Genomic DNA, 25,995 nt, shown 5'->3' with positions numbered 1-25,995 from the left:
TCATTGATGAACGAAATTAAAAGCAAAATCAATCCACGTAGTGAAGAGTTTAAAATCAATCAAGCTGCGATGCTTGAATTGGTCGCAGACTTAAAAAAACAAGCTCACACCATTGCCTTAGGCGGTGGAGAAAAAGCACGTCAGAAACATTTAGCACGTGGCAAATTATTACCGCGTGAGCGCATCGATCAACTCATTGATGCAGGAACTGCCTTTCTTGAAATTGGTCAACTCGCTGCTTATCAAGTTTATGCTGACGATGTTCCAGCTGCAGGTGTGGTTGCAGGTATTGGTCAAGTGCATGGTGTGACTTGCATGATCGTTGCCAATGATGCAACAGTTAAAGGAGGTACATATTATCCTTTAACTGTAAAAAAACATTTACGTGCGCAAGAAATTGCTGAACAAAATCATCTTCCTTGTATTTATATGGTCGACTCAGGCGGTGCATTTCTGCCAATGCAGGATGAAGTATTCCCTGATCGCGATCATTTTGGACGAATTTTTTACAACCAAGCACGCATGTCGAGTAAAGGTATTGCACAAATAGCCGTGGTTATGGGGAGTTGTACTGCGGGTGGCGCATATGTCCCTGCCATGTCCGATGAAACGATTATTGTCCGCAATCAAGGTACGATTTTCCTCGGTGGTCCACCTTTGGTAAAAGCTGCAACAGGTGAAGTGGTGACTGCTGAAGACCTTGGTGGTGGCGATGTTCATACCCGTTTATCTGGTGTCGCAGATCATCTTGCAGAAAGTGATGAACATGCGATTCAAATTGCACGCAATATTGTTCAAAACCTAAATATCGAACCGAAAGCATTTAAGACCGAAATTGAAGAACCACTTTATAGTGCTGAAGAACTCTATGGTGTCATTCCGAGTGACTCACGCAAACCCTTTGACATCCGTGAAGTGATTGCACGTATCGTGGATGGTTCAAGACTTGATGAATTTAAGGCTCGTTTTGGTACAACCTTAATTACAGGTTTTGCATCTATCTACGGCATGAAGGTCGGAATCATTGCCAATAACGGAATTTTATTTTCAGAGTCTGCACAGAAAGGCGCGCATTTCATCGAATTATGTACGCAACGCAATATTCCACTGCTCTTTATCCAAAACATCACCGGTTTCATGGTTGGTCGCCAATATGAAAATGAAGGTATTGCCAAAAACGGAGCTAAATTGGTGATGGCAGTAGCGACCGCAAATGTTCCTAAAATCACCTTGGTGGTCGGTGGTTCTTTTGGTGCAGGCAACTATGGAATGTGCGGTCGAGCATATTCTCCTCGCTTCTTATGGACTTGGCCGAATTCACGTATTTCCGTGATGGGCGGTGAACAAGCTGCTAGTGTTCTCTCCACGATTAAGCGTGATCAAATTGAGCAACGTGGTGAAACTTGGTCAGCTGAAGAAGAAGATCAATTCAAACAACCTTATCGTGATCAATTTGAAAAGCAAGGACACCCTTATTATGCATCTGCACGGTTGTGGGATGACGGTGTGATTGATCCAGCAGAATCACGTCATGTCTTAGGTCTGAGTTTGGCTGCTGCATTGAATGCACCCATTGAACCAACTCAGTTCGGCGTGTTCCGCATGTAAGGAGAAAATGACATGAGTTATGAATTTTTACAGCTTGAAATTGAACGCCAAGTTGCGACCGTATGGATTAATCGTGCTGAATTACACAATGCATTCAATACACAAGTGATAGAAGAGCTGAATCACTGTTTCACAACTTTAAATGCTAATGATGACGTTCGTGTTGTCGTTTTGGCAGGTCGTGGTAAAAGCTTTTCTGCAGGTGCGGACCTCAATTGGATGAAACAAGCAGGTCAAGCATCAAAAGTGGAAAATGAAGAGGATGCATTAAAACTTGCCAAAATGTTACAAAGTTTAGCCACGCTGAAACAACCGACTATCGCACGTGTCCATGGTATTGCATTTGGCGGCGGCATGGGGCTTGCTTCAGCATGCGATATTTGTGTCGCTTCCGCTGATGCTAAGTTTGCCACTTCAGAAGTGAGATTAGGTTTAGCACCTTCAACGATTAGTCCATACGTGATCCGTGCCATCGGTGCTCGTCAAGCATCTCGATATTTTCTCACTGCTGAACGTATTTCTGCAGAACAAGCAAAGCATATTGGTCTCGTCCATGAAGTTTGTCAGCCAGAACAGTTGGATGCCACCGTATCGGAAATCATTGATGCAATTTTGCTTGGTGGCCCTGAAGCTCAAGCTGCATCAAAGTCTTTGATTCGTTTAGTTGATCATCAAGAAGTCACAGAAGATTTACTGATTCAAACCGCCCAACACATTGCGCACGTACGTCAAGGTGATGAAGCCAAAAATGGCTTAACTGCTTTTTTAAATAAACAAAGCCCAGCATGGATTCAAGCAACGGCAGAACAATAAAAAGGAATTCAATATGTTTAAAAAAATTCTCATTGCAAACCGTGGCGAAATTGCATGTCGTGTGATTCGTAGTGCACAAAAATTAGGTATCGCAACGGTTGCAGTTTACTCAGATGCAGATACCCAAGCGCAGCATGTCAAATTAGCCGATGAAGCTATTTATATTGGTGAATCCCCTGCTGCACAAAGTTATTTACAAGCAGATCGTATTATTCAAGCTGCACTTAAAACAGGAGCTGAAGCCATCCATCCAGGTTATGGTTTCCTATCTGAAAATGATCAATTTGCGGAAGCTTGTGAAAAAAACAACATCACCTTTATAGGGCCTCCAGTGGCTGCCATCTTAGCCATGGGTTTAAAGGCAACATCTAAAGCATTGATGGAAAAAGCAGGTGTACCACTCACACCTGGGTATCATGGCAGCAATCAAGATGCAGATTTTCTTAAACAACAAGCTGATCAGATTGGTTATCCTGTGCTGATTAAAGCCAGTGCAGGTGGTGGTGGTAAAGGCATGCGCTTAGTTGAGCGTGCTGAAGACTTTCTTCCTGCACTGAACTCATGCAAAAGTGAAGCGAAATCAAGCTTTGGCAATGATGACGTTCTAATTGAACGTTATGTTGTCAATCCTCGTCATATTGAAGTGCAAGTTTTTGGTGACAAACATGGCAATTATGTTCACCTCTTTGAACGTGATTGCTCTGTGCAGCGCCGTCACCAAAAAGTCCTAGAGGAAGCCCCAGCCCCTAAAATGGCCGAAGTTAAACTCGAAGCGATGCGTGAAGCTGCGATTAATGCTGCCCGAGCAGTAGACTATGTCGGTGCTGGAACGGTTGAGTTCATTGTTGAGCAAGATGGTACAGCTTACTTCATGGAAATGAACACTCGCCTTCAAGTTGAACACCCTGTGACGGAAATGATCACAGGACAAGATTTGGTTGAATGGCAATTACGTGTTGCTTATGGTGAACCTTTGCCAAAACAACAGTCTGAATTAAAAATTCATGGCCATGCCCTTGAAGCTCGTGTTTATGCAGAAGAGCCAGAGAAAGGATTTCTCCCAGCAATTGGAAAAATTAATTATCTTCATTATCCGACTCAAAATGAATGTGTCCGTGTTGATAGTGGCATTGTGCAAGGTGATGAGATCACAACGTTCTATGATCCAATGATTGCTAAACTCATCGTATGGGGAGAAAACCGTGAAGCAGCTCTCGTCCAGATGCATCATGCTTTGAGCCACTTTCATGTCGAAGGCTTAGGCAACAATATTGCATTTTTAGATCGCTTAGTGGCATGTGACTCTTTCAAAAATGCCAATCTAGATACCAATTTAATTCAGCGTGAAGATGAGTTCCTATTTAAAACCACTACCCCTTCTTCGGCTGAAACAATTGTCACAGCAGCATTTATTGAACTGCATTCTCAGTTAAATGAATCCAAGCGTACAAGCCATCCAGTTTGGAAAGCAAAACCCCTTTGGAGAAATAATGTTGATGCGCGTACACCGATAAAACTTGAACATCTCGGACAAACGTATCAAGTTGAATTTATCTCAACTTCGCAAGGGTTCGAAGCACAGCTTGATGGCCAAAGCTACGCTATCTCAGGTCAGTTGCTCAATGAAAATCTCATAGCGATCTATACCTCTTTTGGTCAAGAGAAAATCAGTTTCAAAAAAACCAATGATGCGGTCACCCTCTTTAAAAATGGGCAGACTTTTAAATTTGAACTCATCAAACCTAATTTTAATACAGATGATCAAGCCTCATCTGACTCAAATCTAAAAGCACCAATGCCGGGTGCAGTGACACAAGTATTTGTTTCAGCAAATCAACGTGTAAAAAAAGATGAAGTGTTATTAACGTTAGAAGCAATGAAAATGGAATACGCTATACGTGCACCATTTGATGGTGTCGTAGTCGCAGCTTATTTCCAACAAGGTGATCAAGTGAAAGCTGGTGATGAGCTGGTTGAGTTTCAAGCTGCTGAGGAGAATGCGGCATGATGAAAACAACCAATCAAACCACACCAAATCACGATAATTTTGTGAAAATCGTTGAAGTTGGACCTCGTGACGGTCTTCAGAATGAAAAAATACCTTTAACATTCGAAGACAGACGCAATCTTATTCTTGATTTGATGAAAACTGGCTTGAAGAATATCGAAGTCGGTTCTTGTGTATCTGCAAAGTGGGTACCTCAAATGGCAGAAAGTGATCAACTCTATGCTAGCCTACCACATGATGAAGATATCCAGTTCAGCTTACTGACACCAAACCTTAAGGGATTCGAGTCAGCTTTAGCTGTAGGCTGTAAAGAAGTTGCGGTTTTCACCGCTGCTTCTGAAAGCTTCACTCAAAAGAATATAAATTGTTCAATTGAGGAAAGTTTTGAGAAGTTTGCTGATGTATTACAGCTTGCTCAACAACATGATATTAAAGTACGTGGATATGTTTCATGTATCGTCGACTGCCCTTATGAAGGTCCAATTGATCCATCTAAGGTTGCTGAAGTCAGTGCAAAGTTAATCGATCTAGGTTGCTACGAAGTATCCTTGGGTGAAACCATCGGCACAGCTACACCTGATCGAGTTGCCAAAGTTTGGAATGCATGTTTGGAACGAATTGAAACACAACTTTTAGCAGGTCATTTTCACAATACCTACGGCATGGCAATTGCCAATATCTATCAATCACTGACACAAGGCATCCGCATATTTGACTCATCGATTGCAGGACTTGGCGGTTGTCCTTATGCCAAAGGTGCTTCGGGTAATGTATCCACTGAAGACTTATTTTATCTCTTGTCCAATATGGGCTATGAGACTGGCATTGACCTAGATGCCCTGATGCTTGCGAGTCGTAACATTAGTCAAGTTTTGCAACGAAACAATCCATCTAACTATGCCAATGCGTATTGGCAAAAAAAATGTGCTTAGTACGTATCAGCATTATGAAATAATGAAGATCAGAAGCTGATTCAGGATGAACAAAATAAAAATACAATGAGGTGTTCAATGACGAACAAAGTGTATGAAAGTGCTGAAAGTGCACTGAACGATATCATTCAAGATGGTCAAACCTTAGCTGTTGGTGGTTTTGGCTTATGTGGTATTCCTGAGGCTTTGATTGCTGCCCTGAAACAAACAGGAGCTAAAGAGCTGACTTGTATTTCAAACAATGCAGGTGTAGATGGTTTTGGTTTGGGATTACTACTCGAAACAAAACAAATTAAAAAAATGATCTCTTCCTATGTCGGAGAAAATAAAGAATTTGAGCGACAATACTTAAATGGTGAACTTGAAGTCGAGCTAACCCCTCAAGGCACTTTGGCTGAAAAACTCCGTGCTGGTGGAGCTGGGATTCCTGCATTTTTTACCCAAACAGGCGTAGGTACGTTGATTGCAGAAGGTAAAGAAGTACGTGAGTTCAATGGTAAAGAATATATTTTAGAACCCTCTTTAACTGCAGATGTCGCTTTGGTCAAAGCGTATAAAGCAGATAAGGCAGGTAACCTAATCTTTAGGAAAACAGCTCAAAATTTTAATCCCGTTTGTGCGATGGCTGGGAAAATTACAGTCGCTGAAGTTGAGGAAATTGTAGAGATCGGTGAGCTCGATCCCGATTCAATACATTTGCCTGGCATTTATGTAAATCGTATCGTTCTTAACACCACACCAGAAAAAAGAATCGAACAAATGACCTTAAAGGCGGAGGCATAAGTTATGGCATGGACGCGTAATGAAATGGCACAACGAGCTGCCTTGGAACTCGAAGATGGATTTTATGTCAATTTAGGGATTGGATTGCCAACATTGGTTGCGAACTATATTCCTGAAAATATCAATGTTTGGCTCCAATCTGAAAATGGTTTGCTGGGAATTGGCGAATTTCCAACAAAAGAAACCGTAGATGCTGACCTGATTAATGCGGGTAAGCAAACTGTTACGGCGCGAGCAGGCGCTGCATTCTTTTCCAGTGCTGATTCATTTGCCATGATCCGTGGTGGGCACGTGAATATAGCTATACTTGGCGCTATGGAAGTCTCTGAGCAAGGTGATCTTGCGAATTGGATGATTCCAGGGAAAAAAGTCAAAGGTATGGGAGGAGCAATGGATTTGGTGGCTGGCGTACAAAAAGTCGTCGTGCTGATGGAACATTGTGCCAAAGATGGCACCCCAAAAATTGTTCCGCAATGTTCACTGCCCCTTACAGGTAAAGCAGTCGTTCATCGCGTGATTACAGATCTAGGGGTTTTGGATATCACGCCTCAAGGGGTAAAATTGATAGAACTGGCTCATGACGTCAACTTTGATGAGATACAGAAAGTGACTGGAGTTCCCCTAATTCAATCGCAATAAGATCGCTAAAAAAACCACGCCTAAACGTGGTTTTTTTATTTAGAAAGCATTCATTAAAGAGACGCCAATACCCGCATAGGTAGCACGATGATTATAATCAATCAAACTCTCACCATACCCATCGAATAATTGAAAATGACCTCTAAGTTTGCCACTGATTGGAAATGCCCAATCAAATTGAACAGCTCCTCGAGAATCATCCCCACCCTTAAGTGAATGTCTTAACATCAAACTAAAATCATGATCATTCCAACGGTAAAAAGTCGTTAAATCACCACGACCAATGTAGTTTTTAATGTCAGGATTGTTATCATCATTAAAATCTTCTTCGATTCGATACCAAGGTCGAATCATCATAGCGAAATTATCACGCTCAAATCCTAAGTTCAGCATCACACGGTTCCAACTACGTGATAAAGGATCCGAACGTCCATTTGATTGATGATTTAGCGTTAAACCGAGTAAGCGACCATTTAAACCTAAAAATTCATAGTTGGTTCGAAACACAATACTTGCTTCAGGTTCATAATTCGTTTCACGAAATGGTCGTGATTCTTCAGAGTTGTAAACCTGCCAACGAGATGACTGGGTATAACCCAACCAAATATCGCCATTATTCCCGATTAAGTTTTCAACAGCTTTAGTTTTGAGTGAAATTTGAAACTTGGACTCTAAAGACTTTAAATTTTGATCATCTTCTACGGTGTTTTGAGGATTTGGGCTCGATGGAAATTCGTTCTTATCAGACGTCCAAAATGCAGGAAGTAAATATACAGGTTGATGTGCACGTATATTCCATGTACCTAATTTACTGTCTTCAGCCAATTCCCATCGTTTATCAAGCAATGATGAATTTGGTGTAATTACAGAACCTTCCACCGAAAACAAGTTTTCAACTTTTTGCTCAATTTTAGACTTTAAATCCTGAGGTTCAACCTGCGGTGCTGGTATTTCACGCGCGGCCTGACGCTCAGAAACATACGCAGGTTGCTCAAGTTCAGGGGCTTTGAACAATGCATCATAACAGGCTAAACGCTCTGCATTTGAATCAAGTGCAACGCACGCTTGTGGTGACGCTGGATTCGCTGGTACCACATCTGTTGCCCAAACTGTCTGTATAGGCAAACACATAAACGACGACACACCCAACCATATTGGTGAACGTTTTATTCTATTTCGCATTGGCTAAGCCCCATTTTTAATTTTAATTCACTTGTTTTATTGAAAACCCAAGTTCTTCAAGTTGCTCTTTTTTAGCCATTGGTGCTACAACAGCCTTCGTTGGTTTTTGATTCACTAAATACGTTTCTGCTACACGCTTTAGATCATCTAACGTTACATTGAGCAAACGCTCTCGTAAAGTTTTTCTGAATTGAGGCGTACGTCCATGCAATAATGCATAACATGCAGTAATTGCTTCACCTGCTGGAGAACCAGGCTTATCCATGCTCGATACAAGACCAAGAATCGCCTCTTCAAGTTGGTGTGGTTTTTGTTCAGTATTCAATAACCAATCAATACTTGCTTCAAAATCTTGGAAAGTTTCTGCTAAACGTGGATCACGATAACTATAGAATCTAAATGCACAAGCATTGCCATCATAGCTTGCACCACCACCATAAGCGCCTCCTTTTTCACGGATTGCACTATGTAGGAAACCATTACGTAGATAACCCGCAAGCACCATTAACGGTGCTGCATCCGGATGAGAAACTTCAACTGCTGGATAAGCAGAAGCACAGAATTGGACATTGGATTGAATCAGCCATGCTTCGTCATTTTGCGTTTGTTCAAAATTAACTTCAGCAAGACGCACTGGCTCACGCTTCACTTCAAGTTTATCCCAAACATTTTGAATTTCTTCAATTAAACGTTCAGACTGTTGCTCTTCACAGACCAGTAGGAACTGTTTAGGCGCGAGTAACAACAAACGGTGAATATTTTGCAACTCTTGAATGAGGTTCGCATATGCTTGTTCATCTGTTTCAATGCTTTGAACAAGCTCGCTCAGCCAATTAAGCGCACCTAAGCCGGTATTATTATAATCACGCAATGCCAATGCACTCATATTACGAGAAGCAATCTGCATGGCATAGCTATGTCCAGAACCAGACAAACGGGATGCCCAACGCGTCTTACGCTGTTGTAAAAGTTCAATAATACGGTCCTTTTCATCAAAACGCAGTTTCTCAAATGCCAGTTTTAACAATTGAATCGTATCTAGTTTGTGGGCAAGCGATTTGGTTGTCAGCGTTAAAAATGCGCTAATTTTACCTTTATCATCAACTTTACTACGTAGAGATGCCCCCATACCAAGGCCACCACTTACCGCTGTTTGTAATTGCTGTAATTCTAAATAATTATATTGACCTGCACCAACCTCCCCCATGAGCACGGAGAGTAAGTTAAAGTAAGGTGATTTCACGACTTGATCAGGAATTTGAATAATCACTTGTTGATAATAAATTCCGTTAGTACCAGCATGGTATAAGTTCAAGGGTGTATCTAAGTTATTAGAAATGATTTCTCTCAATTGACCTTGAACGACTGGAAGTTCGGCAGGAATATCGTCTAAACCAACTTTCGGCAATAAATCTAAGTTATCAGGAGTTGCCTGTCTTTCATTTAATGCCTCAGTCTGGCGTACAATTTCCGCTTTTTCATCATCTGTTAAGCGTGCGCCTATATCAGCTAAACGCTGTTTTTCTGCTTCAGCCTCTAATTTCGACTTATTCGCATCTGGTACAAGCGTCATCTGTACACGATGCGGATTATCAATCAAATGGGTCTTGATCAGATTAGGCAACCACATCGGGTCTTTCAACTGCTCTTTCACTTGCTCAATGGTCGAATCTACGTCCCAAACATGTATTGGATCATTATGATGAATTGCACTGCTTAAACCATTGAGGATGAGGCTTAGACCATAAGGCGTGCCATCTCCACCAATTTCTCGTTGGTGTAATTCAATTTGATGCAAAATCGCATCAACCAATGACTGATCTACAGGCTTCGAGGCAACCTCGTTCAGCACATTCAACACACCGTTTTTGAATGTTTCTGCATGTTCAGGATTTGAACCTTGAATACCACAGTAGAAAGTCATTTCATAGTTAGAATCATCAAGACCTAAAATTGGTCCTGTAGATTGAGCATAACCACACGTTTCTAAATAGTGACGTAATGGTGAAGCAGAATCTTCCAATAAGATCCCTTCAGCCAAACGTAAGCCTAAACGAAGTTGAATATCACTAGATTCAGGAAGTAACCATGCCAGTACATGGTAGGTTTTATCTTTCAAATCTTCAGCATCTACCGCGTAAGTCTCTGTCACCTCAATAGGTGCTTCTAGACGCTCTTCTGGTGTCGAATATAAGGTTTGACCTTTCTTAAACTTAGATAACGCTAAAGTTTCAAACTGCTCTTGTAACTCATAGGCAGATTGATTACCAAAAGTCATGAAAATAGCGTTACTTGGATGATAATGTGACTTATAGAAACTGACTAACTCTTCGTAAGTTAAATCAGGAATATCCTTAGGATCACCACCTGAATTATAGTGGTAAGTCGTTTTAGGGAATAAATGATGAGCAAGTTGGTGATATAACTGATCTGAAGGCGAACTCATTGCACCTTTCATTTCATTAAAAACCACACCCTTGTAAACAGGCTCACCATTTTCCAACTCAATTCGGATACCTTCTTGAGCGAAATCCAAAGGGTTTAAATTGGCTGCAAATGCTGCATCCAAATAGACGGAAAGTAAGTTTTGGAAATCTTTTTTATTCTGTGTCGCAAATGGATAAGCTGTCCAATCGGCAGCTGTAAATGCGTTCATAAACGTATTTAGAGAACGACGGATCATTAAAAAGAATGGATCACGTACAGGAAATTTTTCAGAACCACATAATGCAGTATGCTCAAGAATGTGTGCTTCGCCTTTTGAATCCATCGGTTGTGTACGGAAAGCAACTAAAAAAACATTTTCATCATGTTCAGTTGCTAGATGAAAATGCACAGCGTCAGTTTCTTTATGACGGTATTCTGAAACTAATATATCGAGTGCGGCTACATGATGTTGACGTACCAACTGAAACGCGGGATGAACGGTGTTTTGAATGGTTTCAGTAACATCTACGGTCATGTGTGCTCCTTAATTTACATAAATTTTAACAAAGATCATTATACTGATAGTTCAATACAATTCATCATTTATACAACAAACTCTAACTATTTTCCGAGTAAAATAGTCAGATTAAAACTAAATCAATAGAACTATATCGGAATTAAATAATTCATTTCGATTAAATGCGGGTTAAAGCTTGAAAATCAAGCAATACGCTACTGAATTCAATCGCATTGGTGTAAAATCGTTTTCTTTTTTCGTGATGTGAATTTAGACATGGCTAAAGTTGACCTTTTTGCGATTGGCAATGCCCTCATTGACCAAGAATTCAAAGTATCTGATGAATTTCTTTTAGAGCAAAATTTGCAAAAAGGTACTATGCAGCTTACAGATGGGGAAACTCAAGCCCGTTTATTTCAAAGCTTAAAAAATTCTCAAGAATATAAAGGTCAAGCCTCTGGGGGATCTGCAGCTAACTCAACAGTGGCTTTTAGTGCCTTAGGTGGTCAAGCGTTTTATGGATGCCGTGTTGGCAATGATGATCTTGGAGCGTTGTACTTAAAAGGTCTAAATGATGCAGGAATACAAACCTCTGAACGTTCGATCAGTGAAGGCGTAACTGGGACTTGCATGGTTTTGGTCAGTCCTGATTCAGAACGTACCATGCATACTTTCTTAGGTATTACAGCTGAACTCAGTAATGAACAAATTGATTTTGAAGCGCTAAAAACCGCTAAATGGTTATATATAGAGGGTTACCTTTCTACGAGTGATACGGCACGAGCTGCCGTGAAGCAAGCGCGTGCAATTGCGAAAGCAAATAATGTTAAAATTGCGTTAACGCTCTCTGATCCTGCTATGGTGCAGTACGCGCGTACAGGCTTGGACGAATTATTAGATGATGGTGTAGATGTTCTATTCTGTAATGAACAAGAAGCATTGATGTATACACAAACTGATGACTTACAAAATGCTCTTGCTGCACTTAAAAAATTAAGCTCTACCGTCATTATTACGCTTGGAGCAGACGGCGCTCTTGTAGCAACGGAATCAACTGAACTTCAAGTGAAAGGACGTAAAGTTGTTGCTTTAGACACGAACGGTGCTGGTGATGCTTTCTCTGGTGCATTTTTATATGCATTAAATGCTGGTAAAGATTTACAAACAGCGACTGAATTGGCTATTTTAATCTCAAGCCAAGTGGTTGCTCAATTTGGTCCACGTTTAGACGTAGCTGATTACGCTAAACTTCTTAAAGAATTTCAAATAGAAGTCGCATAAAATGAATAAAATTTGCATGACTGAAGACATTCCTGAAAGAGAATCTCGATCTTTTGAAACTGAAAATGGTGACAACATTTTCATTACGCAACGAGATGGTTGCTTCTATGCGTATCAAAATGTATGCCCACATTTGCAAGTTGAGCTCGAGTTTCTTGAAAATCAATTCTTAGATCGTGATCAAGAGTTCATTGAATGCTCTACTCATGGTGCTTTATTTGATGTAGAAACTGGTGTGTGCATTTCAGGCCCATGCCAAGGTGAATCTTTAGAAAAAGTCGAGATTAAAGTTCATTCTGATGGTGGAATTTACTTAGAATCTTAAGTCATGAGGTGAATGACATGCTGGCATTTTTAATGGAAATTGATTTAATGCCATTTCATATGTGCGTGTTTGCATTGCTAATGCTCAGCATGGCTGAAACCTTAGGCTATTTTGTTGGCTTAAGACCTAGTCAATTTATAAAAAAATTAACACCTTATTGGCTTATTCGCCTTCCTTTGCTTCAAGTTAAATTTTCCAAAGTTCTCATTCTTGTTTTTTTTCTGATCAATTTTAGTTTTGCTGGATATTTTCTTCAGCTCATTGTATTTGCAAGCCAGAAAACCTTTCTAGCTTGGTACTATGTTTTATTACCCGCTTTAATTATCGCAATCTTCTTTACGGTATTTATGATTCATTGTTTGGATCAAGTGATCAAACCCAAGTACAAATCCGAGCACTCAAATTTGCTTGGTCGACTAGCAACTGTTTCCAGTGGTAATGCACGACCTGGCTTCTCTGCTCAAGCACGCGTTCGCGATGAATTCGGTCAATTACATTATGTACAAGTTGAACCAGAGTTTGGGGAACTTGAATTTCAATCTCAAATCCTCCTGATCCGTGCAAAAAGATCTCATTTTATTGCTAAAAAAATTGCAAAAACAAATCAACTTTTCAATGTTGATCAGCATTAATGAGCTATTAACACCCCACTTCAATTATATGCATTTGATTTGAAAATAGTTCATTCAAGGTATTTTTGACGCCTATTAAATTTAAATCCAATCAACTCAACGATTATATAAAATTAATAAAATCTTTATAACCAACCATTTTAATCAGATTTAAAACCAACCAATTTAATAAGCTTTAAAACAACAATCCTATTATTTTAGTTGGAATTAAAATATTAATACCAAGTAATTTAGTCTATTTTATTTTTAAATATAACCATTTTAGTCGGATTTAATTTTATTTAAAATAAAATTATAAACAACTGTTTTTATTATATTTTTTATACTAAAAATATTTATAACTATAAAGTATTTATTTTAAATAAAAAAAAGATAATAATAATTAAAATAGATTCAAATAATGCATTTAAATATGGTGATTAAACCTTCAAGTTTAAATAAAAATTTAATCAAAGAGATTACTCTGATTCTAATTATCAAAGTAATCATTCTTATCGTGATTAAAAATATCTGGTTTGATGCACCTACCATTCCCAAAAACTTTGACCATCAAGTCGCTGAACGAATTACGGGCAGCGAACTTAAAATGAAGGAGACACGTTGATGATTTCTGAAAGCGTGGTCGATCTATCGCGGTTTCAATTTGCAATGACCGCAATGTATCACTTTATATTTGTACCCCTCACTCTAGGTTTGGCATTTATCCTTGCCATCATGGAGACCACCTACGTCATTACAGGTAAAGAGATTTACCGAGACATGACCAAGTTTTGGGGTAAGTTATTCGGGATCAACTTTGCTTTAGGGGTAACCACTGGACTAACGATGGAATTCCAGTTTGGTACAAACTGGGCTTACTACTCACATTATGTAGGTGACATTTTCGGAGCGCCATTAGCAATCGAAGGATTAATGGCCTTCTTTTTAGAATCTACTTTTATTGGTTTATTCTTTTTCGGCTGGGAACGTCTTTCTAAAGTCCAACATTTATGTGTGACATGGTTAGTGGCTTTAGGCTCTAATATGTCAGCACTTTGGATCTTGGTTGCAAATGGTTGGATGCAAAACCCTGTCGGGGCCGCATTTAACTATGAAACCATGCGTATGGAACTGGTAGATTTTGCCGCACTAATATTTAACCCAGTGGCACAAGTTAAATTTGTCCATACTGTTTCTGCGGGTTATGTGACTGGTGCAATTTTTGTATTGGCAATTTCAAGTTATTACTTACTTAAAAAACGTGATTTGGCCTTTGCCCGTCGTTCATTTGCCATTGCTGCTATTTTCGGTCTTGCTTCGACATTATCCGTAATTTTACTGGGTGATGAATCAGGATATGAATTAGGTGATGTTCAGAAAACCAAACTCGCTGCAATTGAAGCAGAATGGGATACACATCCAGCACCAGCTGCATTCACATTATTTGGTATCCCCAATCCCGAGACGCAAACAACAGACTATGCTGTGAAAATTCCATATGTCATGGGTTTAATTGCGACTCGCTCTACAACTGAACAAGTCACAGGGATCAAAGATTTAATCGCACAACATGAGCAACGTATCCGTAATGGTATGGTCGCTTATGCACAGCTTGAACAACTTCGTGCTGGAGATCAATCACCAGAACTCAAAGCTGCATTTGACGAGACTCAAAAAGATTTGGGTTATGGTCTATTGTTGAAGAAATACACACCAACTGTGGTTGATGCTACTGAACAACAAATTAAATCTGCAGCTTTAGATACTATCCCTCATGTTCCAAGTTTATTTTGGGCATTTAGAGCGATGGTGGCGTCAGGTTTCTTGATGCTCTTGTTGTTCATTCTTGCAACGTACGCTGTCATGAAACGTAATGCTGAAAATAAAACTTGGTTGCTCAAGTTTGCACTGATCGCCCTTCCACTTCCATGGATTGCAGCTCAAACAGGTTGGTACGTTGCTGAAGTTGGTCGTCAACCATGGACTATTGGTGAAGTTTTACCAACACACCTATCTGCATCAAGTATTAGTTCAGCGGATGTATGGGGTTCAATTTTAGCACTCGCTGCTTTCTATACAGTGCTGCTCATCATAGAAATGTATTTAATGATCAAATTCTCAAGACTAGGACCAAGCTCTTTACATACTGGAAAGTATCATTTCGAAAAACTAGCAGCAGCCAATAAGTCAACTGAGGAGATTTAACATGATTGAATATGAACTTCTCAAAATCATTTGGTGGGTATTGGTCGGCGTCCTCCTTATTGGGTTTGCTTTGACTGATGGATTTGATATGGGCTCTATGGCACTGATGCCGTTCGTCGGTAAAGATGATGAAGAGCGTCGTGCTGCTATCAACACGATTGCACCACATTGGGATGGAAACCAAGTTTGGTTTATTACGGCGGGTGGTGCACTTTTCGCAGCTTGGCCAATGGTATATGCAACAGCTTTCTCGGGTATGTACTGGGCGCTGTTACTCGTATTATTTGCTTTATTCCTTAGACCTGTTGGTTTTGACTATCGCTCTAAGCTCGAAAATACTAAATGGCGTAATGCTTGGGATTGGGGCTTATGTATTGGCGGCGCAGTACCAGCACTCGTTTTTGGTGTTGCATTTGGCAATATGTTCCTTGGCATCCCCTTTACACTTGATGAAACTGTTCGTTCAACTTACACAGGAAGCTTCTTTGCACTTTTAAATCCATTTGCCTTGGTCTGTGGATTGGTCAGTTTGACGATGCTTGCTGCGCATGGTGGTGCATGGTTAATGCTACGCACTGAAGGTGCATTAAGAACACGATCTGCTCAAGCTACACGATATATGAGTATTCTTTTTCTCATCTGTTTTCTCGGTGCTGGTGCATGGTTGTATTTCGGCAATATCGAAGGCTACACGCTTGTAACACCTTATGATACGAATGGTGTAGCTAATCCACTTGCTAAAGAAGTACTCACTAATGCCAATCATGGCTGGATGAACAATTATTCTATTTATCCAATCACAATATTGGCACCGGTGATGGCAATTATCGGAGGAATAATTGTGTTTTTAGCATCGTCTAAAAATAAAGCGGGACTTAGCTTTGTGGGTACATCGTTCGCTGTGATTGGCACAATTCTCACTGCTGGTTTTGCCCTATTCCCATTCCTGATGCCATCTAGTATTCATCCAAACATTAGCTTGACGATGTGGGATGCAGTATCTAGCCAAATGACGCTTTCAGTAATGACTGTTGCTGCATGTATTTTTGTTCCACTGATCTTGGCATACACCACTTGGTGTTACTACAAAATGTGGGGTGTGATTACCAAGAAACATATTCAAGACCACACGCATAGTCTGTATTAAAACCGAATCACTGTTAGGAGAAAATTATGTGGTACTTCGCATGGATACTAGGTGTGTTAATGGCATGTTTCGCGAGTGTACTTGCCGCCATTTACATGGAACAACATCAAGACTTAGATGGTGAATGAGATGAGTGAGCTTGCGATGTCAAATTCTGAAAAACGTAAATACTCATTTGCAATGATCATTTCATTTCTGATGGCATTGCCTCTCGCTACCATATTACTCATCCACCCAAGTCTGATGTTGGATGCAAGTGGTAATTACAGTCATCGTGCCATGATGCTGATTATGATTGGAATATCTGGTGGATTTATCCATGGCGTAGGGTTTATACCACGTTATTGGATATGGAAGTATTTATTTAGTCCATTTGTAGCATGGCCATTGATGATTTATGGTTACTATACTTGGCTGTTCACTTAATTTATAAAAAAGCCCTCTATGAGGGCTTTTTTATATCTGTTTTGAAATATTAAATGTTTTATTGCGTTGCAAGCCAAGTCATAAATTTTTGACGTTCCTGCTTTGAAGAATTTTTCCATACTTCAATCAACGTCTGACCATCATGAGTATTTGAATTTGTATTTTTAATGTCAGCTTGTTCCACTGTTTGATTATTTATTGATGGTGAACTTGACTTGATCATTGGGCTAGCTTGTGGCTCATTATGCAATATCTGATTGATCGTACCGCCTAGCAAACTTTGCGAGGTCATTTGAACAATCAGATTATTTGAAATGAGTTGATTATTTTGATTATAAATTGCCAATTGAGGATTTTTGGCGAATGTTTTTGCTTGGTCCAAATCTCGTGGTGGATGAATTAAATCCAATTTGTATGACTTATTATCCTCTAGGGTTGGCAATTTCAAAGTAAGAATATCCGACTTTACGATCTCATGATTATTTAAAGGTAGTTCAAAGTATTGATTATATCGAACATTCACCAAAGGTTGATTCACATCAATTTGGTATTGTTTTTTTGATTTAAATAGTCCTGATTTAACCTCTTGATTATTCACTGAAATTACGACCAGTTCCTCTGGAACCACCAAGGTCGCCCCTGCAAAAATTTGACTGCTCAAACCCGTAAATATCAATGCAGACGCAATTTTTAATTTCATAAATAACTCAATATTAGATTGTTAGATATGACTACTATGCTACCAAGCGATGACAATTTAATGACAGAACTCGTCATAAAAAAAGGCACCGAAGTGCCTTTATATGATTTGGATTAATTAAAAGTTTTAAAACGAATCTCGTCATCAATAAACGTTTTATCTCCAGCGGGCGCTTCGATTGAACCGAGCACAAGCTGAGCACGAAGTTTCCAAGAAGCTGGAATTTCAAATGTTGAAGACACTTCTTCATCCACAATTGGATTGTAATGTTGTAATGATGCTCCAATATTTTTTTCTGACAATGCAGTCCAAACCGCAAATTGAGCAATAGCTGTTGAATGTTCAGACCAGATTGGGAAATTCTCAGCATAAAGTGGGAATTGCTCTTGTAAACCTTTCACCGTATCTTGATCTTCATAAAACAATACAGTTGCATGACCCGCTTTAAAGCTATTGATCTTATTTTGAGTTCCCTCAAATGCTTCTGCAGGAACAATTTTACGTAAAGTTTCTAAAACGATATTCCAAAATTTGTCATGTGACTCACCAAAAAGTGTTACAACACGTGATGTCTGTGAGTTAAATGACGATGGACTTTGACGTACCGCTTCTTTAATGGTTTCTCCAATCTGAGTATTGTCTAAAGAAACATTCTTACCAATTGAATAGATGGTACGGCGATTTTTAATTTGATTTAGAAAAGACATAACTTATTCCTTATTTTTAACATTCATTGTGTGCTAACGATGATGCTATCTTATTCATATTACGAAACCTTTTCAGCCTTATCTTTATAACAAAGTGTTCTATTTTTGGAACAAATTGCATATTTAATGTATTGAGTCAAAAAATTCGGCTTTCTCATATTTGAATAACTTTATGAATTTTAAGTATTTATAAAAAAAGCTCCGTATAAGGAGCTTTTTAAATTAACCCAAGAATAATTATTTTTCGTTATCGAATAATGCAGCGACAAATGATTTTGCTGAGAACGGTCTCAAATCATCAATCTTTTCACCTACACCAATAAATCGGATTGGCACATGTGTACGGCTCGCAATATTAAATAGCACACCACCCTTTGCCGTACCATCCAATTTAGTAATAGTAAGACCCGTTAAACCTACAGCTTCATCAAACATTTCAACTTGGTTAATCGCGTTCTGTCCTGTGCCAGCATCCACAACAAGCATCACTTCGTGCGGTGCAGTCGCATCAATTTTTTGCATAACGCGTTTTACTTTTTTGAGCTCTTCCATCAAGTGACCTTTGTTATGCAAACGCCCTGCGGTATCTGCAATCAATACATCGATCCCTTTCGCTCGTGCACTTTCAAAAGCATCAAAAATTACAGAAGCACTGTCTGCACCATGACCTTGTGCAACGACATGAATATCGTTACGTTCACCCCAAATTTGTAGCTGTTCAGTCGCCGCAGCACGGAAAGTATCGCCTGCCGCGAGCATGACTTTTTTACCTTCGCCTTGCAATCGTTTTGCGAGTTTACCAATCGTGGTTGTCTTACCTACACCATTTACACCTACAACCAAAATCACATAGGGATTTTTATTCGGATCGATATGTAACGGTTTGACACGTGGTGCTAATAAAGCAACTAATTCTTCTTGAAGAGCTTTATAGAGAGAATGAGAGTAGATCAAATCGCCACGCGCAGTTCTTTCAGTCAAATTGGCAATAATTGTTTTCGTCGCCTCTACCCCAATATCTGCGACCAATAATTGCTCTTCAACTTCTTCGAGCAGCTCATCATCAATCTCTTTACCACCGACTAGAATATTCATCATTCCATCAGCTAAATTTTTACGAGATTTTGATAAGCCTTCTTTCATACGACTGAAGAAACCACCTTTCGGTTTTGTTTCTTCAACGGCCGGCACCGTTTCCAGCTTTTCTACTTCATTGTTTTCGATAATAGGCACATTAACGGCCGGGAGGCTCGGTAAGGTGACATCGTCATCACCAATATCCGCATCAATCAAGAATTTATTTTGCTGTTCTTGCATGCCGATTCCTTGAAAAGCATTGCGATTAAAAGAATGGAGTTTAGCATAGATTGCTTTAAATTCACGATCTGCAATTACTTTTAAAACGATCAACCAAATTGCAACAGTTCAATCTTGAATAAATATACGACATCATCAAGAATAATTTTAAAGTCATTATTCGGATTAATTGTGTCTCTCAGCCGGCTCAAATTCTCTCTGCAACTCATTTTCAAACAAACAATCATCATTGCTGCGATTACATCAGCACCGATGATGACATTTGCAAATCAGCAAACTGCTCAACTCTCTCGAAACACCGTCGAAACAACACTGGATAATGGTTTAAGAGTCATTATTAGAGAAGATCACCGCGCACCTGTAGTAATTAGCCAAATTTGGTATGCCGTCGGCAGTAGTGACGAGTCAGGGAATTTACTCGGTATTTCACACGTTCTAGAACATATGATGTTCAAAGGCACTAAAAAAGTACCGAATGATGAATTTACACGCCTTAGTCGAATTTATGGTGGTAGTGTCAATGCATTCACATCCACAAATTACACCAATTACTATCAATTCTATCCTAAAAAATATCTTCCACTGGCATTAGAGTTAGAAGCAGATCGAATGCAAAATTTAGTTCTGCGCCAAGAAGATTTCGAACCCGAAATTAAAGTTGTAATGGCTGAACGACGGCAACGAACAGAGGACAATCCTCGAAACCTTGCTTTTGAAAGATTTAAATGGATAGCATACCCGACCAGTCACTATCGCCAACCAGTGATTGGCTTAATGAAAAATCTGAATAACATTCAATTGAATGATTTAAAGCAATGGTACGAAACTTGGTACGCGCCGAATAATGCAACATTGGTCATTATTGGGGATGTAGATCCTGAACAAACCATTCGAGATGTCAAAAAATATTTTAATAAGATTCCCAAAAAATCAGTTCCTGAGCGAAATGATGTGCTTGAATTTTCAAGAATTGGATATCGCTTCATGCAGCAATATCAGGCTGTACATGTTCCCAACTTGTTTATGGCTTGGAATGTCAATTCCATTAAAACAGCAAAAAACCCTCAAGACGCCTACGCTTTAACCATTATTCAAAATCTATTGGACGGCGGAATTTCAGCACGTCTACAAGAGAGACTGATCCGAGATAAGCGAATTCTGACTTCAATTAATGTGAGTTATGATCCATATAATCGTGGGGATAGCCTATTTTTAATCTCTGCCATACCAGCTGAAGGTATTAGTCTTGAGCAAGCGCAAAAACGCATACAGCAGGAACTAGATTTATTCAAATCAGAATTGGTCAATGAAAAAGAACTCAATCGGGTCAAGGCGAATTTCATTTCCAATTTAGTGTTTAGCCAAGATGATGTTATTGGGCAAGCTCGACTCATTGGTTTGCTCAGCATCAATGATCTAGACTATCGCATGATTGATCAACTCCCTGATTACTTCGATAAAGTCACACCTTATGATTTACAACGCATTGCCAATATTTATTTTAATCGTGACAATTTGAGCGTTTTACATCTTTATCCTGAACAGAAAAACAATAACTAGGTGTTTTATGAATTATTTGTCTTCTCTATTTTTAACGAGTGTGTTGTTTAGTGCCATTTTGAGTTCACTGTCGCATGCGGAGGAACTTATAGAAGCGGAACCAATTGAACAGATCATCGAAGAAGATCCCAGTGGTCTAAGCTCGATTAAAAACTTGTTAAGCTTAAAAGAGATCACAAAATCTTCCCAAAATTATAAAGCGCCTTTTGTTCAAGAACTTAAAAACTCTTTAAATGTACGAACCTTATTTGTCGAAACGAATGATCTGCCAATGGTCGACATTCAAATTACATTTAATGCTGGATCTGCACGAGATGAAGTCATTGGTCAAGGACTTTACGGTATATCCAATATGGCAGCTCGCCTTATGCTTGAAGGAACAGATCAGCTCAGTGCCAAACAGATTACCACCACATTTGAGGGATTAGGCGCCAAATATTCTTTCAACGCCTATCGTGATATGTTTGTTGTTCGACTAAGAGTGTTAAATGATCCTGAAAAATTTGACCCTGCACTGAACTTACTACTGCATTTAATCAAGCATGCCACCTTTAAACAATCAGGCATTAATCTCGCGCTCAGTAATACTCAAATTGGGCAAAAACAACTTCAAGAGAATCCATCCAGACTAATGTCAATACAACTGTACCGTATGCTGTATGGGGATCATCCATATGCTCAACCAACAGCTGGGACAGTCGGTAGTTTAAAAAAAATTACGCCTGAATTACTCAAAGAATTTAGGGATCGATTGCTTGTCGCTCAAAATTCCAATATAGCAATCACAGGACAACTCACTCAAGATCAAGCTCAACAGATCTCGGAACTGATTAGTATCAATTTACCGCAAGGGCAAAGGCAGCCTGACCTTCCAACTCCCGTAAGTGAATCAGGTTTTAAAATTTCAGTACTAAAACGCGAAAGTCTACAAGCACATGCATTATTGGGTCATTTATCTTTAGAACGAGCACATCCAGATCGTGCCGCTTTGGAAGTTGCCAACAGAATGTTTGGTGGTGGGAGTTTTAATTCAATCTTATCAAAAGAGTTACGAGTTAAACGAGGACTCACTTATAGTGCATCGAGTACGCTGACTACACCACAAGTACCTGGCGTTTTTAGTTTTGGATATGCGACACAACAAGACCAATTGCTTGAAAGCTTAAAGCTCGCACATCAAGTATTCATTGACTTCAAAAAACAGCCGATTACTGACTCTTTACTTAAAGAAAATAAAGAAAGTATTCTTCGGTCTTTTCCAATGACTTTAAATAGCAATGCAAATATTAATGCCCAAATCGCATCAATTGGATTTTACGGACTTAATTCCAATTATCTAAATGAGTATCAGGAGCAGATTCGAAAATTAACTCGCCAAGATATTCAAAATGCAATACAAAAACATTTACACCCCGATCAAATGACTGTTATTGCTGTCTCTGACCGTGTCACTGCCAAGGAGATCGAAGAAATACTGAATCAAAATCTTGGGCTCAAGTTGAATAAGATTGAAAACTAATCCAACTTTTCAATCGCTGGATAAATTTTTATATGAGCATTCTCGATATGATAAGCATTCAGCAAACGATAAAATTCAATATTTTTAATCTTAGGTTTTGCAAGTAACAAAGTTGCCATTTCATGCGTTCGCTCTAAACGATTTTGAGCCGCGAGCGCTTGAACTTGTTCAAAGTGAGCTGAATTAATTGGACGATTCAGTGCAATACTAGAGACAATAAGAATAAAAAGTACAATGCCTATGATGAAAGCATTTTGAATCTGCTCAATATTTAATTGTGAGAAAAGATCAGACGAAATTTTTTTTAAATGGAGCATGTACAACCTCGGATTAGCTTAAGTGTAATCCGAGATGCTTTAAAAATATAGTGTTAACGTTGATTTAAACAAGAACCATTATGCAAAAAATGGCGCTTATTCACCTTTAAGAGACAACATTCTGCACAACACCAAAATATAAGATAGCAGCGATCACCGCGAGTACGATAAAAATAGTGAAAACACTTAAACCACCTTCAGCATCATCAGGGTGTTCTTCGTCAATGACGGCGATACGTTTTAATTCGCCGTCATAGTAGCGATAAAATTCAGCTTTTGCTGCAGGATCAAGCGTCTGCGTATAATCATGCACACGTTTACGCTGCTCTAAACAGTAGTGACCTAAATGGATTTCTTGATGAAAAATTGCTTCATCAAGTTGTTTTTTATGATGATGTGCAAGCGCAATAATATCGGATGGCTCTGGTGGATTGCCAAATGTGAAACCATCAATGGTATTAGTCATAAGTCATTCTCCTTTATAGTTATTTACAGTTTTATCATAAACCCAATATAAAATGATAAAAGTTTAATCCTGTAAGTATTTTTTAAAAGATTTATCTTGAAAATTTATTTGACAATTAACGCAAATTGTAATATTAGTTTAATATTACTTTGTTATATTCCATTTTGACCTAATTTAGGTCTTTATAACTGTAGTACTAATCATAATTAGAATAAGGAGTTTTATATGATTAAACAATTCTCTCAACAAGACCTCGAACATATGTATTCGAATGCTGTAAATACCATTCAATTTGAAATGAATTTTACAGACGCAGTTTCAGAACTTGAGAATGCAGCACGTGCGGGTCACGGTAAAGCAGCGATGTTTCTAGCTGAACTCTATCTTCAAGGTTTCCGTGTAGAACGTGATTCTTTGAAAGCACAGTATTGGCAAAACATGGCCACAATGCAAGCATAAATAAACGTCACATTCGTGGCGTTTTTTTAGCTTTTTCATTACATATTTGCTTACCAAACTTTAAATTAATGCAACTAAACTTTAAGAAAAAAACATTAGACTGAACTTATCATCATTGGTATTGAATCATTGAACGATCATGAACACCTTTGTACAGTTGCAACCAAATTCAAAGCATTTTTTACTCAAAGTTAATATCCTTAAAACCATGATGTATTGTGGAGTACTGTGGGGACTGTACAATCCAGAACATCAAGGTTGGGCCATCCGATCAATCAATCAAGAATACATATTCCCCTTCTGGCTCAATTCAGTGCAGGCTTTACATTATGCAAAAATTCACTGGCCGCACTATCAGCCTCGAAAAATAACGCCTGATGATTTTAAAAATTCATTACTCCCAACCCTAACGCGACTAAAAGTCACACCTGCACTCTGCAATCATCGAGATCGCCACTTTAAGCTCACTATTCCACACATGCAGATGCTATTTTTTCAAAATCATTTGAGCCCATCTATTTAGCAGAAAATTCTACTAAAACAATTGTAAAGATTTAAGATTTCAGTTATTAACTTATACATGGACGAATAACCAATAAGAGGAAACTTTATGACAACAGTAGCTCAAGTTCTACAAAATAAAAACAATTCAGAAATCTCTACCATCACACCTGATGCTACGGTTTTAGAAGCAATCACATTAATGGCAACAAAAGGTATTGGTGCCGTTGTTGTCGTACAGGATGAAAGACTTGTTGGAATTTTATCTGAACGGGATTACACGCGTAAAATTGCACTTATGCAACGTACATCTGACTTAACTACAGTCTCAGAAATTATGACTGGTACGGTTTTATCTGTAAGTAAAACCAACACCGTAGATGAGTGTTTAGATTTAATGACAGAACGTCATATTCGCCATCTGCCAGTATTAGAAGACGATAGACTCGTCGGAATTGTATCTATTGGTGACTTAGTTAAAGCCGCGATGGAAGACCAAAAAGTGTTGATCGAACAACTTCAACAGTATATTTCAGGATAAAGCTAAGCTCCCATCTCGGGGGCTTTTTTGATAATTCCATCATGATCTCAATTTTGAACAATAGATTGAAATTGGTCATCTTTTACAATGATTTTCTTTTATTGAGTCATTGAACTATTTAAACAGCATCAGTAAAGTCATTACATTATGGAATTTTTTTGCCTAAGGACTGATGATGTATAAAAAGTTATTGTGTTACACCGCTTTATTTGTAACTGCTTCCACTTATGCATCTGAACTTGAACCAACGATAAAGAATCAAATAGAGCTGCTAAAAAAAGCAAAAACATATCAAAAAAAGACACTTATCACGCCTGCATGTAATACCTATGAAAAAGCCTACAAAATGGGATATTTAGGGGCTGATCAAGATATGAAAAATCCAAGAAAAAACAAAGAATTTGTTGAAGCCGCCCTGCAAACTTCTGCCTGTTATACAAATTTGAATTATACAGAACAACCCCAAAAATGGCTCGAAGGCACTGTAACACTATTTAAGTTAAAAAATTATTTTGCAGTCCCAAACTTAGATGGCCGACTCAAAGAAATTCAAGATGAAATGATGTCGATCGCAGAAGTGCTATATTTCAAAAAAAATGCTGACTATCGCAATCCCTCTTCTGAAGTGACCAATGCCTGTGCTGCATCTGAAATTGGCTTCAAAATTGGTTATTTAGGTGATCCTGATAAAGCTAAAGATCCTGCATACAATGCAACATACGTACAACATGGTTTATTTCATGCCGCTTGCGTTTCTCTACTTCCATCCAAGGCTAAATCTGAGAATCCAGCATTTACGAGTTATTTGTCTTACGCAATTTTAAAAGAACTTGCCACCAAATATGACAGCAAAAAAGCACACGAACTAAGTGCACCAGCTGATGAAATTATGAAAACCATGGTTCAAGCTCAACAAGCTCAACAAGCTCAACAAGCTCAACAAGCTCAACAAGCTCAACAAGCTCAACAAGCTCAACAAGCTCAACAAGCTCAACAAGCTCAAC

Annotated in this window: 27 protein-coding genes; 20 read left to right on the top strand and 7 right to left on the bottom strand. The window is 38.9% G+C overall.

Translation table 11 applies throughout. The annotated features are described in order from the left end of the window. Positions 1 to 6: 6 nt before the first annotated feature. The 6 genes from AC1M84_RS13545 to AC1M84_RS13520 all read left to right on the top strand — a co-directional run bounded on the left by AC1M84_RS13545 (position 7) and on the right by AC1M84_RS13520 (position 6,783). The gene (locus tag AC1M84_RS13545) at positions 7 to 1,608 is read left to right on the top strand and encodes a carboxyl transferase domain-containing protein (protein WP_481587949.1); all 1,602 of its coding nucleotides are present in this window, start codon (positions 7 to 9) and stop codon (positions 1,606 to 1,608) included. 12 nt (positions 1,609 to 1,620) lie between these two features. Beyond that, complete coding sequence (locus AC1M84_RS13540) at positions 1,621 to 2,421, top strand: enoyl-CoA hydratase/isomerase family protein (RefSeq protein WP_481587950.1); 801 nt, start codon at positions 1,621 to 1,623, stop codon at positions 2,419 to 2,421. A 13-nt stretch (positions 2,422 to 2,434) separates the two neighbouring features. Next, entirely contained in the window at positions 2,435 to 4,429 is a 1,995-nt protein-coding gene (locus tag AC1M84_RS13535) for an acetyl/propionyl/methylcrotonyl-CoA carboxylase subunit alpha (protein ID WP_481593948.1), read from the top strand. Beyond that, positions 4,429 to 5,361 carry a hydroxymethylglutaryl-CoA lyase gene (locus AC1M84_RS13530; protein WP_481593967.1) on the top strand — a complete coding sequence of 311 codons (933 nt, stop codon included), beginning with the start codon at positions 4,429 to 4,431 and terminating at the stop codon, positions 5,359 to 5,361. Before AC1M84_RS13535 ends, AC1M84_RS13530 begins: the two co-directional genes overlap by 1 nt. Before the next feature lie 78 nt (positions 5,362 to 5,439). After that, the gene (locus AC1M84_RS13525) at positions 5,440 to 6,144 is read left to right on the top strand and encodes a CoA transferase subunit A (protein ID WP_092768413.1); all 705 of its coding nucleotides are present in this window, start codon (positions 5,440 to 5,442) and stop codon (positions 6,142 to 6,144) included. Between the two features lie 3 nt (positions 6,145 to 6,147). Continuing rightward, complete coding sequence (locus AC1M84_RS13520) at positions 6,148 to 6,783, top strand: CoA transferase subunit B (protein ID WP_092768415.1); 636 nt, start codon at positions 6,148 to 6,150, stop codon at positions 6,781 to 6,783. Between the two features lie 39 nt (positions 6,784 to 6,822). On the opposite strand, the gene AC1M84_RS13515 is transcribed toward AC1M84_RS13520, so the two are convergent. Then, on the bottom strand, positions 6,823 to 7,914 hold the full coding sequence (locus AC1M84_RS13515) for a phospholipase A (RefSeq protein ID WP_481595181.1): 1,092 nt from the start codon (positions 7,912 to 7,914) through the stop codon (positions 6,823 to 6,825). 73 nt (positions 7,915 to 7,987) lie between these two features. Then, a complete protein-coding gene (locus AC1M84_RS13510) occupies positions 7,988 to 10,927 on the bottom strand; it encodes an insulinase family protein (RefSeq protein ID WP_481595168.1) in 2,940 nt (979 codons plus the stop codon). Positions 10,928 to 11,185: 258 nt separating this feature from the next. Here AC1M84_RS13510 and AC1M84_RS13505 point away from each other — a divergent pair, with 258 nt between their 5' ends. From AC1M84_RS13505 to AC1M84_RS13470, 8 genes are all read left to right on the top strand, one after another. Then, positions 11,186 to 12,190 carry an adenosine kinase gene (locus AC1M84_RS13505; RefSeq protein WP_481595167.1) on the top strand — a complete coding sequence of 335 codons (1,005 nt, stop codon included), beginning with the start codon at positions 11,186 to 11,188 and terminating at the stop codon, positions 12,188 to 12,190. A gap of 16 nt (positions 12,191 to 12,206) precedes the next feature. Beyond that, positions 12,207 to 12,515, top strand: a complete 309-nt coding sequence (locus tag AC1M84_RS13500; protein WP_171076765.1) for a Rieske (2Fe-2S) protein — start codon at positions 12,207 to 12,209, stop codon at positions 12,513 to 12,515. Between the two features lie 17 nt (positions 12,516 to 12,532). Next, positions 12,533 to 13,147 carry an OB-fold-containig protein gene (locus AC1M84_RS13495; RefSeq protein WP_035266601.1) on the top strand — a complete coding sequence of 205 codons (615 nt, stop codon included), beginning with the start codon at positions 12,533 to 12,535 and terminating at the stop codon, positions 13,145 to 13,147. Positions 13,148 to 13,559: 412 nt separating this feature from the next. Continuing rightward, the gene (cydP, locus tag AC1M84_RS13490) at positions 13,560 to 13,751 is read left to right on the top strand and encodes a cytochrome oxidase putative small subunit CydP (protein ID WP_481595180.1); all 192 of its coding nucleotides are present in this window, start codon (positions 13,560 to 13,562) and stop codon (positions 13,749 to 13,751) included. After that, positions 13,751 to 15,331, top strand: a complete 1,581-nt coding sequence (locus AC1M84_RS13485) for a cytochrome ubiquinol oxidase subunit I (RefSeq protein ID WP_035266593.1) — start codon at positions 13,751 to 13,753, stop codon at positions 15,329 to 15,331. The genes cydP and AC1M84_RS13485 overlap by 1 nt, the downstream gene beginning before the upstream one ends. A 1-nt stretch (position 15,332) precedes the next feature. Continuing rightward, a complete protein-coding gene (gene cydB / locus AC1M84_RS13480; RefSeq protein ID WP_481595166.1) occupies positions 15,333 to 16,478 on the top strand; it encodes a cytochrome d ubiquinol oxidase subunit II in 1,146 nt (381 codons plus the stop codon). 26 nt (positions 16,479 to 16,504) lie between these two features. Then, positions 16,505 to 16,606, top strand: coding sequence for a cytochrome bd-I oxidase subunit CydX (cydX, locus tag AC1M84_RS13475; RefSeq protein WP_035266590.1), 102 nt, complete (start codon positions 16,505 to 16,507; stop codon positions 16,604 to 16,606). A gap of 1 nt (position 16,607) precedes the next feature. Further along, positions 16,608 to 16,904, top strand: a complete 297-nt coding sequence (locus AC1M84_RS13470) for a cyd operon YbgE family protein (RefSeq protein ID WP_092768427.1) — start codon at positions 16,608 to 16,610, stop codon at positions 16,902 to 16,904. Positions 16,905 to 16,962: 58 nt separating this feature from the next. Here the strand turns inward: AC1M84_RS13470 and AC1M84_RS13465 are convergent, their stop codons facing one another. From AC1M84_RS13465 to ftsY, 3 genes are all read right to left on the bottom strand, one after another. After that, positions 16,963 to 17,604: a DUF2057 family protein gene (locus AC1M84_RS13465; protein WP_481590863.1), complete on the bottom strand. Its 642-nt coding sequence runs from the start codon at positions 17,602 to 17,604 to the stop codon at positions 16,963 to 16,965. Between the two features lie 113 nt (positions 17,605 to 17,717). Then, positions 17,718 to 18,311 (bottom strand): nitroreductase family protein, encoded by a 594-nt coding sequence (locus AC1M84_RS13460; RefSeq protein ID WP_481593954.1) that lies wholly within the window; start codon positions 18,309 to 18,311, stop codon positions 17,718 to 17,720. A 237-nt stretch (positions 18,312 to 18,548) separates the two neighbouring features. Then, on the bottom strand, positions 18,549 to 19,628 hold the full coding sequence (gene ftsY / locus AC1M84_RS13455; protein WP_035266635.1) for a signal recognition particle-docking protein FtsY: 1,080 nt from the start codon (positions 19,626 to 19,628) through the stop codon (positions 18,549 to 18,551). 252 nt (positions 19,629 to 19,880) lie between these two features. Here ftsY and AC1M84_RS13450 point away from each other — a divergent pair, with 252 nt between their 5' ends. Together AC1M84_RS13450 and AC1M84_RS13445 are read left to right on the top strand one after the other, a co-directional pair. Beyond that, positions 19,881 to 21,188 carry a M16 family metallopeptidase gene (locus AC1M84_RS13450; protein ID WP_481595179.1) on the top strand — a complete coding sequence of 436 codons (1,308 nt, stop codon included), beginning with the start codon at positions 19,881 to 19,883 and terminating at the stop codon, positions 21,186 to 21,188. Positions 21,189 to 21,195: 7 nt separating this feature from the next. Beyond that, positions 21,196 to 22,707, top strand: coding sequence for a M16 family metallopeptidase (locus AC1M84_RS13445; RefSeq protein ID WP_481595165.1), 1,512 nt, complete (start codon positions 21,196 to 21,198; stop codon positions 22,705 to 22,707). On the opposite strand, the gene AC1M84_RS13440 is transcribed toward AC1M84_RS13445, so the two are convergent. Together AC1M84_RS13440 and AC1M84_RS13435 are read right to left on the bottom strand one after the other, a co-directional pair. Beyond that, positions 22,704 to 23,024 carry a hypothetical protein gene (locus AC1M84_RS13440; protein WP_180028944.1) on the bottom strand — a complete coding sequence of 107 codons (321 nt, stop codon included), beginning with the start codon at positions 23,022 to 23,024 and terminating at the stop codon, positions 22,704 to 22,706. The two genes, AC1M84_RS13445 and AC1M84_RS13440, sit on opposite strands and share 4 nt — an antisense overlap. Positions 23,025 to 23,130: 106 nt before the next feature. Then, the gene (locus AC1M84_RS13435; RefSeq protein ID WP_481587962.1) at positions 23,131 to 23,490 is read right to left on the bottom strand and encodes a hypothetical protein; all 360 of its coding nucleotides are present in this window, start codon (positions 23,488 to 23,490) and stop codon (positions 23,131 to 23,133) included. A gap of 225 nt (positions 23,491 to 23,715) precedes the next feature. On the opposite strand from AC1M84_RS13435, the gene AC1M84_RS13430 reads away from it, so the two are divergent. From AC1M84_RS13430 to AC1M84_RS13415, 4 genes are all read left to right on the top strand, one after another. Then, positions 23,716 to 23,949 (top strand): SEL1-like repeat protein, encoded by a 234-nt coding sequence (locus tag AC1M84_RS13430; protein WP_035266572.1) that lies wholly within the window; start codon positions 23,716 to 23,718, stop codon positions 23,947 to 23,949. Between the two features lie 139 nt (positions 23,950 to 24,088). Then, positions 24,089 to 24,472, top strand: coding sequence for a DUF2750 domain-containing protein (locus tag AC1M84_RS13425; RefSeq protein WP_035266570.1), 384 nt, complete (start codon positions 24,089 to 24,091; stop codon positions 24,470 to 24,472). 87 nt (positions 24,473 to 24,559) lie between these two features. After that, positions 24,560 to 24,991, top strand: a complete 432-nt coding sequence (locus tag AC1M84_RS13420; RefSeq protein WP_481595164.1) for a CBS domain-containing protein — start codon at positions 24,560 to 24,562, stop codon at positions 24,989 to 24,991. Between the two features lie 175 nt (positions 24,992 to 25,166). Beyond that, positions 25,167 to 25,995: hypothetical protein (locus AC1M84_RS13415; protein WP_481595163.1), on the top strand; the 829-nt coding region annotated here is incomplete at its 3' end.

Source organism: Acinetobacter sp. 24-47-66, from assembly GCF_056779755.1.
The sequence above is the reverse complement of the archived record's forward strand: the minus strand, read 5'-3'. Positions and strand labels throughout refer to the sequence as shown.

What these genes read in the sequence shown, in the direction of transcription:
- AC1M84_RS13545 (WP_481587949.1), top strand. Translation starts at nt 7, where the DNA reads ATGAACGAAATTAAAAGCAAAATCAATCCACGTAGTGAAGAGTTTAAA.
- AC1M84_RS13540 (WP_481587950.1), top strand. Translation starts at nt 1,621, where the DNA reads ATGAGTTATGAATTTTTACAGCTTGAAATTGAACGCCAAGTTGCGACC.
- AC1M84_RS13535 (WP_481593948.1), top strand. Translation starts at nt 2,435, where the DNA reads ATGTTTAAAAAAATTCTCATTGCAAACCGTGGCGAAATTGCATGTCGT.
- AC1M84_RS13530 (WP_481593967.1), top strand. Translation starts at nt 4,429, where the DNA reads ATGAAAACAACCAATCAAACCACACCAAATCACGATAATTTTGTGAAA.
- AC1M84_RS13525 (WP_092768413.1), top strand. Translation starts at nt 5,440, where the DNA reads ATGACGAACAAAGTGTATGAAAGTGCTGAAAGTGCACTGAACGATATC.
- AC1M84_RS13520 (WP_092768415.1), top strand. Translation starts at nt 6,148, where the DNA reads ATGGCATGGACGCGTAATGAAATGGCACAACGAGCTGCCTTGGAACTC.
- AC1M84_RS13515 (WP_481595181.1), bottom strand. Translation starts at nt 7,914, where the DNA reads ATGTGTTTGCCTATACAGACAGTTTGGGCAACAGATGTGGTACCAGCG.
- AC1M84_RS13510 (WP_481595168.1), bottom strand. Translation starts at nt 10,927, where the DNA reads ATGACCGTAGATGTTACTGAAACCATTCAAAACACCGTTCATCCCGCG.
- AC1M84_RS13505 (WP_481595167.1), top strand. Translation starts at nt 11,186, where the DNA reads ATGGCTAAAGTTGACCTTTTTGCGATTGGCAATGCCCTCATTGACCAA.
- AC1M84_RS13500 (WP_171076765.1), top strand. Translation starts at nt 12,207, where the DNA reads ATGACTGAAGACATTCCTGAAAGAGAATCTCGATCTTTTGAAACTGAA.
- AC1M84_RS13495 (WP_035266601.1), top strand. Translation starts at nt 12,533, where the DNA reads ATGCTGGCATTTTTAATGGAAATTGATTTAATGCCATTTCATATGTGC.
- cydP (WP_481595180.1), top strand. Translation starts at nt 13,560, where the DNA reads ATGGTGATTAAACCTTCAAGTTTAAATAAAAATTTAATCAAAGAGATT.
- AC1M84_RS13485 (WP_035266593.1), top strand. Translation starts at nt 13,751, where the DNA reads ATGATTTCTGAAAGCGTGGTCGATCTATCGCGGTTTCAATTTGCAATG.
- cydB (WP_481595166.1), top strand. Translation starts at nt 15,333, where the DNA reads ATGATTGAATATGAACTTCTCAAAATCATTTGGTGGGTATTGGTCGGC.
- cydX (WP_035266590.1), top strand. Translation starts at nt 16,505, where the DNA reads ATGTGGTACTTCGCATGGATACTAGGTGTGTTAATGGCATGTTTCGCG.
- AC1M84_RS13470 (WP_092768427.1), top strand. Translation starts at nt 16,608, where the DNA reads ATGAGTGAGCTTGCGATGTCAAATTCTGAAAAACGTAAATACTCATTT.
- AC1M84_RS13465 (WP_481590863.1), bottom strand. Translation starts at nt 17,604, where the DNA reads ATGAAATTAAAAATTGCGTCTGCATTGATATTTACGGGTTTGAGCAGT.
- AC1M84_RS13460 (WP_481593954.1), bottom strand. Translation starts at nt 18,311, where the DNA reads ATGTCTTTTCTAAATCAAATTAAAAATCGCCGTACCATCTATTCAATT.
- ftsY (WP_035266635.1), bottom strand. Translation starts at nt 19,628, where the DNA reads ATGCAAGAACAGCAAAATAAATTCTTGATTGATGCGGATATTGGTGAT.
- AC1M84_RS13450 (WP_481595179.1), top strand. Translation starts at nt 19,881, where the DNA reads ATGATGACATTTGCAAATCAGCAAACTGCTCAACTCTCTCGAAACACC.
- AC1M84_RS13445 (WP_481595165.1), top strand. Translation starts at nt 21,196, where the DNA reads ATGAATTATTTGTCTTCTCTATTTTTAACGAGTGTGTTGTTTAGTGCC.
- AC1M84_RS13440 (WP_180028944.1), bottom strand. Translation starts at nt 23,024, where the DNA reads ATGCTCCATTTAAAAAAAATTTCGTCTGATCTTTTCTCACAATTAAAT.
- AC1M84_RS13435 (WP_481587962.1), bottom strand. Translation starts at nt 23,490, where the DNA reads ATGACTAATACCATTGATGGTTTCACATTTGGCAATCCACCAGAGCCA.
- AC1M84_RS13430 (WP_035266572.1), top strand. Translation starts at nt 23,716, where the DNA reads ATGATTAAACAATTCTCTCAACAAGACCTCGAACATATGTATTCGAAT.
- AC1M84_RS13425 (WP_035266570.1), top strand. Translation starts at nt 24,089, where the DNA reads ATGAACACCTTTGTACAGTTGCAACCAAATTCAAAGCATTTTTTACTC.
- AC1M84_RS13420 (WP_481595164.1), top strand. Translation starts at nt 24,560, where the DNA reads ATGACAACAGTAGCTCAAGTTCTACAAAATAAAAACAATTCAGAAATC.